Annotated in this window: 9 protein-coding genes; 5 read left to right on the forward strand and 4 right to left on the reverse strand. The window is 68.4% G+C overall.

Annotation, left to right across the window (positions count from 1 at the left end):
* Positions 1–22 precede the first annotated feature (22 nt).
* Both GV790_RS09310 and GV790_RS09315 read right to left on the reverse strand, forming a co-directional pair.
* A complete protein-coding gene (locus GV790_RS09310) occupies positions 23–1,021 on the reverse strand; it encodes an alpha/beta hydrolase (protein WP_163812620.1) in 999 nt (332 codons plus the stop codon).
* A gap of 419 nt (positions 1,022–1,440) precedes the next feature.
* Entirely contained in the window at positions 1,441–2,022 is a 582-nt protein-coding gene (locus tag GV790_RS09315; RefSeq protein ID WP_163812622.1) for a winged helix-turn-helix transcriptional regulator, read from the reverse strand.
* Between the two features lie 92 nt (positions 2,023–2,114).
* On the opposite strand from GV790_RS09315, the gene GV790_RS09320 reads away from it, so the two are divergent.
* From GV790_RS09320 to GV790_RS09335, 4 genes are all read left to right on the forward strand, one after another.
* Positions 2,115–3,326: a pyridoxal phosphate-dependent aminotransferase gene (locus GV790_RS09320; RefSeq protein WP_163812935.1), complete on the forward strand. Its 1,212-nt coding sequence runs from the start codon at positions 2,115–2,117 to the stop codon at positions 3,324–3,326.
* A gap of 133 nt (positions 3,327–3,459) precedes the next feature.
* On the forward strand, positions 3,460–4,311 hold the full coding sequence (locus GV790_RS09325; protein ID WP_163812624.1) for an SDR family oxidoreductase: 852 nt from the start codon (positions 3,460–3,462) through the stop codon (positions 4,309–4,311).
* 333 nt (positions 4,312–4,644) lie between these two features.
* On the forward strand, positions 4,645–7,104 hold the full coding sequence (locus GV790_RS09330; RefSeq protein WP_163812627.1) for an ATP-dependent Clp protease ATP-binding subunit: 2,460 nt from the start codon (positions 4,645–4,647) through the stop codon (positions 7,102–7,104).
* Positions 7,105–7,230: 126 nt separating this feature from the next.
* Positions 7,231–8,340 (forward strand): mechanosensitive ion channel family protein, encoded by a 1,110-nt coding sequence (locus GV790_RS09335; RefSeq protein ID WP_163812629.1) that lies wholly within the window; start codon positions 7,231–7,233, stop codon positions 8,338–8,340.
* A 46-nt stretch (positions 8,341–8,386) separates the two neighbouring features.
* Here the strand turns inward: GV790_RS09335 and GV790_RS09340 are convergent, their stop codons facing one another.
* Complete coding sequence (locus tag GV790_RS09340; protein WP_163812632.1) at positions 8,387–10,081, reverse strand: alkaline phosphatase D family protein; 1,695 nt, start codon at positions 10,079–10,081, stop codon at positions 8,387–8,389.
* Between the two features lie 200 nt (positions 10,082–10,281).
* On the opposite strand from GV790_RS09340, the gene GV790_RS09345 reads away from it, so the two are divergent.
* Positions 10,282–10,788: a nuclear transport factor 2 family protein gene (locus tag GV790_RS09345; protein ID WP_163812634.1), complete on the forward strand. Its 507-nt coding sequence runs from the start codon at positions 10,282–10,284 to the stop codon at positions 10,786–10,788.
* 125 nt (positions 10,789–10,913) lie between these two features.
* Here the strand turns inward: GV790_RS09345 and bla are convergent, their stop codons facing one another.
* Positions 10,914–11,777, reverse strand: a complete 864-nt coding sequence (bla, locus tag GV790_RS09350) for a class A beta-lactamase (protein ID WP_178127749.1) — start codon at positions 11,775–11,777, stop codon at positions 10,914–10,916.
* Between the last annotated feature and the right edge of the window lie 24 nt (positions 11,778–11,801).

Genomic DNA, 11,801 nt, shown 5'->3' on the forward strand with positions numbered 1-11,801 from the left:
GGGGCGCTCCGCTCGACAGCGGTCACTCGTTCAACGCCGTACGGAACAACTCCCAGGACCGATGCAGATCCTGCTCCCAATACCCCCACGAGTGGGTCCCGGTGTCGCGGAAGTCGAAGGTGGCGGGAATCTGCAAGTCGCGCAAGCGGTCGCGGAGCTGGTGGGTGCAGATGTTGGTGACCTGTTCGAGAGGGGCTCCGAAGAGCAGTTGGTAGGCGAGGCCGAGAGGGTCGCCTGCGCTGGTGAGGTTGTCGAGGGGGCCGGGGAGTCCGGTGCCGGTGGAGACGTAGATGGCGGTGCCGCGGAGGTCGGCGGCGTGCAGGTAGGGGTCTTTGGCGGCCCACACCTCGCGGCCCGCGCCCCACATGTTGGCCGGGTTGCCGCCGTTACTGGCGACCACCGCGGTGATCAGGGCGCGGCCGGTGAGGTCGCTGGTCTGCACGCAGCCGCTGTAGGAGCCGACGGCGCGGTAGAGCTCGGGCGCGGCCAACGCCAGCTGGAAGACCGCGGTCCCCGCCATGGAGATGCCTGCGATGGCGTTCTTTCCGATGCCCTTGAACGCGCTGTCGATGATGGGTGGCAATTCCTCGGTGAGGAAGGTGGTCCATCGTTGCTTGCCCAGCACCGGGTCGACGGCGCGCCAGTCGGCGAAATAGCTGCCGCGCCCGCCCATCGGGACGACGAGGGTCACCTGTTCGTCGGCGAAGAAGTCGACGATATCGGTCGAGTTGGCCCAGTGCCGGTCGGCGCCACCGTCGGCGCCGTTGAGCAGATACAGCACCGGTGCGGGTTCGGAAGTGCGTGGCGCCGGCCGCACTTTCACGGTGATGTCGGTGTCCATCGCGGTGGAGTGCACGCGCAGGTCGAGCATCCGGTCGGCGCCCTCGGCGATGCTGACGATCCGCGAACCATCGGGGGCCTGCTGTGTTCCGTCCGGAATCGGCACGGACTCGGGTGCGCCGATCGCGATGGCCGGATCCGCGGCGGCGCAGAGGGCGGCCACGGATGCCAGCACGCTCATCACGCGCAGCCGGACGCGACCTCGCGCGCAGCCGTTGCCCACCGGACACCTCCGAAATCCAGCCTGTAGCTGGGGTCGACGGTAGGGGAGCGGGGTTGCGGCGTCCGAGGATCGGGGATTTGTTGGGAACCTCGCCAGGGTCGCGGCCAATCCGCTGGGCCGGATCACAAGACCGGTGCGGCGCAGCGCCATCACTTCGCCCGGCAGCGGGAAACCCGGCCTTCGGCAGGCAGGCAGCCAGCGCTTCTTGACGCGCTGACGCGGCGACGTTTGCCGATCACCATGGACGCCGCGGGACTCAACGGCACATCGGCCTGCCGCTCGCCGGCCGCAGCGTGCCTACGCCACCCGCGAGCACCGGCTCCGCCGCCTCGGGAAATACCGGTCAAGGCCTCGGGCGGCTCGGCGTCCTGCGCCTCTCAGGCACGACTCTGCGCCAGCACATCGCCCAGCGTACGAGTGCCCCTGACGATCTCGGTGACCGCTTCCAGATCCAGCCGCACCTCGAGATCCGGATCCTCGGCCGCACCGTCGTGATGGGTGAGGCCGGTGTCGGTGATCACGTAGTGGAACGTCGTCTCGCCGATGTGCACGGTGACCGTCCCGGCCGGAAGATGTTCGGCGACAGCGCGTCCGAGCGGCAGCGCGAACCAGTGCGCGCGGACGGCGTCGGTGCTGCGGCGCTCACCCAACAGCGGAGTGCCCCACACCGAGAGCGCTTCCAGTACCGGCCGCAGCCGCGCCCCGGCGTCGGTGAGTTCGTACATGGCCGTGGTCGCGCGCGGTCCTACCCGGCGCCGGGTGAGAATCCCGTCGCGTTCGAGGTCTTTGAGCCGGGCGGCGAGCACATCGGTGCTGATGCCGGGCAGATCGGCGAACAGGTCGCTGTAGCGGCGCGGGCCCGCGGTGAGTTCCCGGACGACCAGCAGATTCCAGCGGTCCCCGACAACCTCGAGCGCGCGGCTCACCGCACAGTGATGGTCGTAACTTCGGCGTGGCACTCGGCCACTCTAACGCAGGACTTGGAAAATCAAAGTGCATACTTGGGATTTCCAAGTACAGTAGCGGCAGCCGTATCGAGAAGAGGATGTCCATGCAGGTCAAGCAGTCGAGCAAGTTGTCGGGAGTGTCGTACGAGATTCGTGGCCCGGTGGCCGAGCATGCCGCGCGGTTGGAAGCCGAGGGACATCACGTCGTCAAGCTCAATACCGGCAACCCGCTGCCGTTCGGCTTCGAAGCGCCCGAGGAGATCTTGCAGGACATCGTGCGGACACTGCCGAATTCGAGTGGGTACTCGAGCTCCAAGGGTCTGCTGTCGGCTCGGCGGGCGGTCGTGCAGTACTACCAGACGCTCGGGCTGCCCGATGTCGGCGTCGAGGAGGTATTCCTCGGCAACGGCGTCTCCGAACTGATCATGATGGCCATGACGGCGCTGCTGGAAAACGGCGACGAAGTGCTGGTTCCCGCACCGGATTTCCCGCTGTGGACCGCCGCCACCGCGCTCAACGGCGGCAGGCCGGTGCACTACATGTGTGACGAATCCGCCGACTGGTTCCCCGACGTCGCCGATATCGAGTCCAAGATCACCGAACGGACCCGCGCGATCGTCATCATCAACCCGAACAACCCCACCGGCGCGGTGTATTCGCAGGACGTGCTGCGCGACATTCTCGAAGTGGCTCGCCGCCACAATCTGATCGTGTTCTCCGACGAGATCTACGACAAGATCTACTACGACGGCGGCACCCACACCGCGACCGCCGCCTTGGCGCCCGATCTACTGTGCCTGACCTTCTCGGGCCTGTCCAAGGGCTACCGCTGCGCCGGTTTCCGGTCCGGCTGGATGGTGGTGTCGGGCCCCACCCAGCACGCCGCGAACTACCTGGAGGGGCTGACCATGCTCGCCGGTCTGCGCCTGTGCGCGAATGTTCCCGGCCAGCAGGTGATCCAGGCCGCGCTCGGCGGACATCAGAGCATCTACGATCTCACCCTGCCCGGCGGCCGGCTGCGGGAGCAGCGCGATCGCGCGTGGGAGGCGCTCAACGCCATCCCGGGCATTTCGTGCGTGAAGCCACAGGGCGCGCTCTACGCCTTCCCCAAAATCGACCTGGACGTCTATCCGATCGTCGACGACGAGAAGCTGGTGCTGGATCTGCTGCTGCAGGAGAAGCTGCACATCGTGCAGGGCACCGGATTCAATTGGCCGCGTCCGGATCACTTCCGCATCGTCACCCTCCCGCACGCCGACGACCTCGAGGCCATCATCGAACGCATCGGACGGTTCCTGGCGACCTACCGGCAGTAGGGCAGTAGGAGTACCTGGTCGACGAGCGCCCGCCGCGCACCGACTCGCCCGTCGCCGTGATGTTCACTGTCCACCGATCGCGACCGGCGTGCCGAGCCCGGTGCCGGCTACCTCCCGCTCATACGATCGACCCATGAGCGAACTGATCGCAGTCAGTGGGGCGACGGGGGCGATCGGGGGACGGGTGGCGCGCAGGCTGGCGTCCGCGGGCATCGAGCAGCGACTGCTCGGCCGCAATGCCGCGCGAGCGCCGCGGTTACCCGGCGCGCATTTCATCGCCGCGGATTACGCCGATCCGGCGAGCGTGCGCGCGGCGCTCGAGGGTGTGCGCACCTTCCTGTTCGTCTCGGCGAGCGAGTCGCGTGAGCGGGCCGATCAGCAGCGGGCCGTGGTGGGCGCGGCGGTCGACGCGGGCGTGCGCCGCATCGTCTACATCTCCTTCGTCGGCGCCGCACCCGAATGCACCTTCACCTTCGGCCGCGACCACTGGTGGACCGAGCAGGAAATCCGCTCCAGCGGGCTGGATTTCACCTTCCTGCGGGACAATTTCTACCAGGACATGCTTCCCCTGCTGGCCGGTACGGACGGGGTCATCCGCGGCCCAGCCGGTGACGGCCGGATCGGCGCCGTCGCGCGCGACGATGTCGCCGACGTGGCGGCGGCAGTGCTCACCGGCACCGGCCACGACGGCCACACCTACGACGTCACCGGCCCGCGCGCGATCACCCTGACCGAGGCCGCCGCCATGATCAGCGAGGCGACCGGCCGCACCGTCACCTACCAGTCCGAATCGCTCGACGAGGCGTATGCGAGCCGTGCCGGTTACGGCGCCGAGGACTGGGAGGTCGCCGGCTGGGTGAGCTCGTATCAGGCCATGGCCACCGGCGAACTGGACGTCGTCACCGATACCGTGCCACGGATCACCGGTCGTCCCGCCAAGGATTTCGCGGAACTCCTGGCCGAAACCGCGCAGCGCGCGGACTGAGCTACGCCCCGGGTTGCTCCCGGATAGCCACGCGCGGAGCGTGAACCGCGTAAGCTGGCCCCCGGTTGCCGAAGCACTGGCACAGGTGGGCGAATACCTGCGGATCGCGGTCGCCGAGAGTTTCCCACCGGGTAGGTGGGCACCGTCGGGCGCAGTGATCGCCCGCCGCCACCGCGGAGTCGTGCGGCGGACCGGAGCGCGCCGGGTACATCGCCGATTCCCTCGGGCACGAGGTACGTGCGAGCCGAAAGGAGTGTCGCGTTGCAGCAGGCGCCGGCCACGGCCCGCCGGCGCGGATGACCGCAGTCGGTAACGCCGAGATGGGATGTGACCATGACCGAGTCCTGGCCCAGTTCGATGAGTTCGTTCGACGACATCTTCCAGCGCTTTTTCGGACCCGGAATGGCGGCAAGGCCGCCGGTGCAACGCACCGACCTGGGCCGGCTGCTCAGCGATAACGCCAAACAACTCGTCGCGACGGCACAGGCCGCGGCCAAGGACTGGCGCAGTCCGGAAGTCACCCCCGAGCACCTGCTGTACGCGGCGACCCTGGTCGAGCCCACCCGCGGCATCCTCGCCGAGATCGGCCACGACCCCGACGAGCTCAGCATGAAGATGCGCGACGCCGTTGCCGGTCACCGCAGCGGCAACGGTAACGGCAACGGCGCCATCGCGCTCAGCCCCGCGGCCAAACGTGCCATGCGCAATGCCCAGCGCAGCGCCGCCGAAGCCGGCAGCAGCTACATCGGCCCCGAACACATCCTGCTCGGCATCGCCGAAACCGAGACCCCCGCCGCGCAGGCCATGGCGGGCGCGCAACTGCCTGGCACCGAGGGGCAGCGCACGACCAGCGAGACCCCGACCCTCGACGAATACGGTCGCGACCTGACCGCCGAGGCAAGGGCGGGCAAGGTGGACCCGGTGGTCGGGCGAGCCGAAGAGATCGAGCAGACCGTCGAGATCCTGTCGCGGCGGCGCAAGAACAATCCGGTGCTCATCGGCGATCCCGGGGTCGGTAAGACAGCCATCGTGGAAGGGCTGGCCCAGCGCATCGTCAACGGAGACGTACCGAGCACCCTCGCCGACCGCCGCGTCGTCGCCCTCGATGTCGGCTCACTGGTCGCGGGCAGCAAATACCGCGGTGAGTTCGAAGAACGGCTGACCAAGATCCTCGACGAAGTGCGCGCGCACTCCGACGAACTGGTGGTCTTCATCGACGAGCTGCACACCATCGTCGGCGCGGGCAGCGGCTCGGAAGGGTCGATGGACGCGGGCAACCTGCTCAAACCGGCCCTCGCGCGCGGCGAACTGCACGCCATCGGCGCCACCACCATCGACGAATACCGCCGCCACATCGAAAAGGACGCCGCACTGGAGCGCCGCTTCCAGCCGGTGATGGTGTCCGAACCGTCGGTGGCCGACACCATCGAGATCCTGCGCGGACTCGCCGACGTCTACGAAGAGCATCACCAGGTGCACTACACCGACGAATCGCTGGTCGCCGCCGCCGAACTGTCGGACCGCTATCTCACCGACCGGTTCATGCCCGACAAGGCCATCGACATGATCGATCAGGCCGGCGCGCGGGTGCGGTTGCGGACCCGCACACCCGATCCCGACGTGCGCGAACGGGAGGAGGAGGTGGCGCGGCTGCGCCGGGAGAAGGACGCCGCCGTCGCCGCCGAGGATTACGAGAAGGCCAAGGAGCTCAAATCCGAGATCGCCGTCGCCGAAGAACAACTCGCCGACGCCGGGCACACCGAGGAACCGCAGGTCACCGTCACCGATATCGCCGAGGTGATCTCCCGCCAGACCGGGATCCCGGTATCCGAACTGACCACCGAGGAACGTCAGCGACTGCTCGGACTCGAGGACGTGTTGCACAAGCGGGTGATCGGCCAGGACGAAGCCATCGTCGCGGTCGCCGAAGCGGTGCGCCGGGCGCGGGCCGGGCTCAAGGACCCCAACCGGCCGATCGGGTCGTTCCTGTTCCTCGGCCCCACCGGCGTCGGCAAGACCGAGCTGGCCAAGGCGCTGGCCGAGGCCGTCTTCGGCGACGAGGACCGGCTCATCCGCTTCGATATGAGCGAGTTCCAGGAAAAGCACACCGTCTCGCGGCTGGTCGGCGCCCCGCCCGGATACGTGGGCTACGACGACGCGGCCCAGCTCACCGACAAGGTTCGCCGTCAGCCGTACTCGGTGATCCTGTTCGACGAGATCGAGAAGGCGCATCCGGATGTGTTCAATGTGCTGCTGCAACTGCTCGACGACGGGCGGGTGACCGATTCCAAAGGCCGCACGGTGGACTTCAAGAACACCATCGTCATCATGACCAGCAATATCGGCTCCGACCTCATCCTGTCCGCACCGGACGGTGATCTGGACTCCATCACCCCGACATTGAACGAGCGGCTGCGATCCCACTTCCGGCCCGAATTCCTCAACCGGATCGACGACACCATCGTCTTCCACCGGCTCGATCAGGCCCAGATCCATCGCATCGTCGACCTGGTGCTCGATGGCACCCGCAGGCTGTTGCACGCCCAGGACATCGACCTCGACGTCACCGATCCGGCGGTCGACTGGCTGGCCGAACACGGCTACCAACCCGAATTCGGCGCGCGCCCGCTGCGCCGCACCGTGCAGAAAGAGGTGGACAACAAGCTCTCGCGTTTGCTGCTCGACGGTGATCTGAAGCCCGGCGACACCGTGCGCTTGGACGCCGACGGCGGCGGCCTGCAATTGGCCGCGGTCGAGCGCCGTGGCGCGAAAACGGTGGAGGCAGCGCCGTAGTCGCGCTTCGTCGCTGGTGAGCAGGCCGCGCTCGCTCGCGGTCGCCGCCCGAGCTGGCGTCGCCGTGCGTCATCGGTAGCCTGTGCGTTGGACGTTGTGAACGACCAACGACAAGGAGCTTTCGCCTTGGAGGATGTATTACGGCCGCTCATCGTCTTCTGCGGGACCCTCGCGCTCACCGTGGTTGCCGGTCTGCTCTTCGATCGGCTGATGCGGTTCTACGCGCGCAAACGCCCGGATACCCGGCTGCCGCTGCTGCTGCGGCGGGTGCGGATGCCGTTGCAGGTCTTGCTCGGTGCGGTGGCGTTGCACGCGACCTACCCGTTGGCGGAGCTGGAATTACGCCAGGACGCGGTGATCCGCAATGTGCTGGCCACCATGGCGATCATGGCCGCGGTCTGGCTGGTGATCCGGGCCGCCGACGCGGTGGCCGACAACACGTTGAGCCGTTACGCCCAGCGCACCCGTGATGTGGCGCGGGTGCGGCAATTACGCACCCAGCTCGCGCTGGTGCGCCGCATCGTGACCTCGGTGCTGGTGGTGACCACGGCCGCGGTGGCGATCCTGCTGCTCTTTCCCGGCCTGCGCACGCTCGGCACCTCGCTGCTGGCCTCGGCCGGTGTGATCGGCATCATCGCCGGTGTGGCCGCGCAGTCGACGTTGAGCAACCTGATGGCCGGCTTGCAGATCGCGTTCGGCGATTCGGTGAAGATCGGCGACACGGTCGTGGTGGAAGGCGAGATGGGCACCGTCGAGGAGATCACCCTCGCGTTCCTGACGGTGCGGATCTGGGACGATCGCAGGCTGACGATGCCGGTGTCCTATTTCAACAGCAAGCCGTACGAGAACTGGTCGCGCGGCGGTTCCGAGCTCACCGGAACGGTGTTCCTGCACCTGGATCACAGCACGCCGGTGCCGCTGCTGCGCGAACACCTGCACGAGTATCTGAAGCAGCGGCCCGATTGGGACGGCCGCTCGTGGAATCTGCTGGTCACCGACTCGACCCCGACCAATATCGTGGTGCGCGCGGCGATGTCGGCCGCCGATTCCGATGACGTGTGGACGTTGCGGTGCGCGGTGCGCGAGGAGCTGCTCGACTGGCTCGGCCGCCACCACCCGTACGCCCTGCCGAAGATCTCGACCACCATCGCCGGACCCGACGACGAGCGGATACCGGCACTGGCCGGAGCCGGGAGCGTGTGGGCGGGCACGGACAAGGACGGCTACCGCGGCTGAGCTGTCACGCGGCGCCCGAGTACATCGCGCATCGGGCCCGCCCGCTTCACGGCGGCCCGCCGTGCTCGCCGGACGGTGACGGCTCGGCGGCGCGATTCCCATCGGTCCTCGTCTGTTCCGCGCCGGCGATGCGGCGTCCGGCCGTATCGGCATCCGGCCGCCACGCCTCGACGACGCCAGGGCGGCCATCTTCCAGCACGTAGGCGGCCCGGGTGTCGATCGGCGCGCCGGGCCGCCGGACATACGGCAGCACCCGGAAGTCGCTGCGCCACAGGTGCTGATCGAGTTCGACCCGGACATATCCGCGCTGCCCGTTGTAGAACTTCATATCCGGGTTCGCGTCGAGCAGCAGACGCCCGCGGTGCGGAAGGTCGGCGCCGTCACCGCCGGTGCTGATCGAGGTGCCGGTGAATTCGGCGGCCACCACCGGCGTCGCGGGATCGGCGGGGTCGCGGCGCAGATCGGCCGCGTAGTTCTCGTGCCGATCTCCGGTGATGACGACGAGGTTGCGCACCCCCTGGTCGGCGGCGGCTCCCAGCACCGCCGCTCGCTCGGCGACGTAGCCATCCCACGCATCGGTGCCCAGATCCAGATCCGGACCCGGGTCGTAGTCGCTCTGGCTCATCGCAACCTGGTTGCCGAGGATCTGCCACCGCGCCGGCGACCGGCCGAATCCGTCGATCAGCCAATCGCGTTGCGGCTGCCCGAGAATGCTGCGGCCGGCATCGAATCGGGCGGTGCATCCGGTACTGAGGCCGCCGTCCCCGCAGACCTGCCGATCCCGGTACTGCCGGGTGTCGATCATGGTGAACTCGGCGAGATCACCGAATCCGTAGCGACGGTGCAGGCGCATATCCGGTCCCGAGGGCATCTGCGCCAGGCGCAGCGGCAGATGCTCGTAGAGCGCCTGGAACGCGGCCGCCCGGCGGCTGCGGAACAGCGCGGGGATGCGGTAGATATCGATGCCGAGCCCGGGGGAGTCGGCGGCCCAATTGTTGTCGACCTCGTGATCGTCCATGGTCACCAGCCACGGGAACGCAGCGTGCGCGGCCTGTAACGGCTGCTCGGATTTGGCTTGGGCATACAGCAATCGGTAGCCGGCCAGATCGTAGGCCTCATCGCGCAACTGCGGCGGGATGGTCGCGCCCTCGCGGCCGAGCCGCCAGGACTTCTCGTAGATGTAGTCGCCCAGATGCACCACCAGGTCGAGGTCTTCGGCGCTCATGTGGTCGTAGGCGGTGTAGTAGCCAGAGCTCCACGACTGGCACGACGCGAACGCGAACCGCATGCGCCGCACCTGCTGTCCTGGCGCGGGCGCGGTACGGGTTCGACCGACCGGGGAAATGGCCGAACCCGCGCGGAATCGGTAGAAGTACCAGCGATCCGGTGCCAAACCGCGGATCTCCGGGTGCACACTGTGCCCGAGCTCGCGCGCGGCCACTGCCGTCCCGCGGGTGACCACGCGGCGGAACTGGTCGTCCTCGGCGACTTCGTAGTCCACGCTCGCCGGTGCCAGCGCCGTGCCGCCCAGTCCGTCGGGGGCGAGCGGATCCGGTGCCAGCCGGGTCCACAGCACCACGCCGTCGGGGGTCGGATCGCCGGAGGCGACACCGAGGGAGAACGGATCACCGAGCCAGCGCGGCGCGCGGAAGCGGGCGCTGCTCGCCGCCGCGGCTCCGGCCAGCACCGTCGCGGTTCCGGCGGCGCCGAGACGCAGCAGCTGCCGACGAGACAGATCCATGCCGTCCAGCATGCCCTGATCCGCCCGGCGCGGGTATGCGGCAGGCCGCCCGACGCATCGGCCCGGCGGCCGGGCCTGGTGGCACGATGTCGTCCGCTCTCCGGGACAGGCACTGTCCGCACGCGGTGGGCCCGGCTAGGTTCACCCCACGCAGGTAGTGCGTCTCGGCCGTGGCCGAGCAGCCGACAAGGAGGACACCGATGTCCGTATCACCGTCGCCGGAAACACTGGACGCCGATCTGGCGGCCCGCCTGGCCCGGATGGAGGCCGTCGAGTCGATCAAAGCGCTCAAGCACCGGTATTTCCGGGCCTGTGATGCCAAGGACCCGAAGGGCTTCCGCGACTGCTTCATCGCCTCCGGCTCGGCACTCGACTACGGCGAGCTCGGCGCCTTCGACGCGGACGGCATGGCGGTGGTGTTCGAATCCATCGCCCTGAAACAGGTCGACGGCAAGCACGTCATCCTCGATATGCATCACGGTCTGCACCCCGACATCACGATCATCGACGACACCACCGCCGCGGGCCGCTGGACCCTGCAATTCCGGCAGGTGAACCTGATCGACAAGACCGAAACCGTCTCCACCGGCGAATACACCGATGAATACGTCATCGAGGACGGTGCCTGGAAGATCGCGACCTGCCGATTCGACCGGATCTGGTCGATCACCCGGCCGATCGACGATTCCTGCCGGATCACCCAGTAGGCCTCACCTGGCCCGCCACCGTCGCCGCGGTGCCGTGGCGACGGCCCGAGTCGTCGCCACGGCAGTCGCGGGTGGCGGTGGACGAGCCGAGTGACCGTGCCCGATGCACCCGGCGCGGTCGAGCCCTATCCGAGCGCGTCGACGACCGCCCGGGTGGCGTCGGCGAGCAGCCCGTTGTCGGGTTCGGCGTCCTGCTCGGACTTCGTCGACAGCACCGCGATGACGATCGGCGCGCGTCCGGGCGGCCAGGCTACGGCGACATCGAGCGCCGACCCGTAGGCCGGGGATCCGGTCTTGTCGCCGACGGTCCAGTCCGCGGGCAGTCCCGCGCGGATCCGGCTGCCGCCGGTGGTGTTGGCGACCAACCACGACGTCAACTGAGCGCGCTCGGGTTCGCCGAGCACATCGCCGACGACGAGCGCGCGGTAATCGGCGGCCAGCGCCGCCGGGGTGGTGGTGTCGCGTTCATCGCCGGGAATCGCGGTGTTCAGCTCGGTCTCCCAGCGGTCCAGCCGGGAGGTCTCGTCGCCGAGGGAGCGCAGGAACGCGGTGAAACCCTGGGGTCCGCCGAGGAGCTTCAGCAGCTGATTGCCTGCCGTGTTGTCGGAGACGGTGATGGCGGCGTGGCACAGTTCGGCGACGGTCATGCCGGACTCGACGCGGGTTTCGGTCACCGGCGAGTACTCGACCAGTTCCGCGGCGGAGAAATGGATCACCTGGTCGAAATAACCGGTCGACAAGGGATGCTCGCGCAGGAGTGCGCCGCAGGCCAGGCCCTTGAAGGTGGATGCCATCGGGAAACGCTCGTCCTGCCGGTAGGCAACGGTGCGCTCGGAGCCGGTGTCGACGGCGAACACGCCCAGTCGGGCCCCCGCGGTCGTTTCCAGTGCGGCGAATCGGGGATCGGCTACCGCCGAGGTGGTCGCCGCGCCGGTGGGTGATGCGTTCGGGGAACCGGAACCGGAGCCGGAGTCGCAGGCCGCGCTCATCGTCAGCGCGGAGATCGCCAGGAC

The sequence above is a fragment of the Nocardia cyriacigeorgica genome (assembly GCF_010858045.1).
Taxonomy (GTDB): Bacteria; Actinomycetota; Actinomycetes; order Mycobacteriales; family Mycobacteriaceae; genus Nocardia; species Nocardia cyriacigeorgica_E.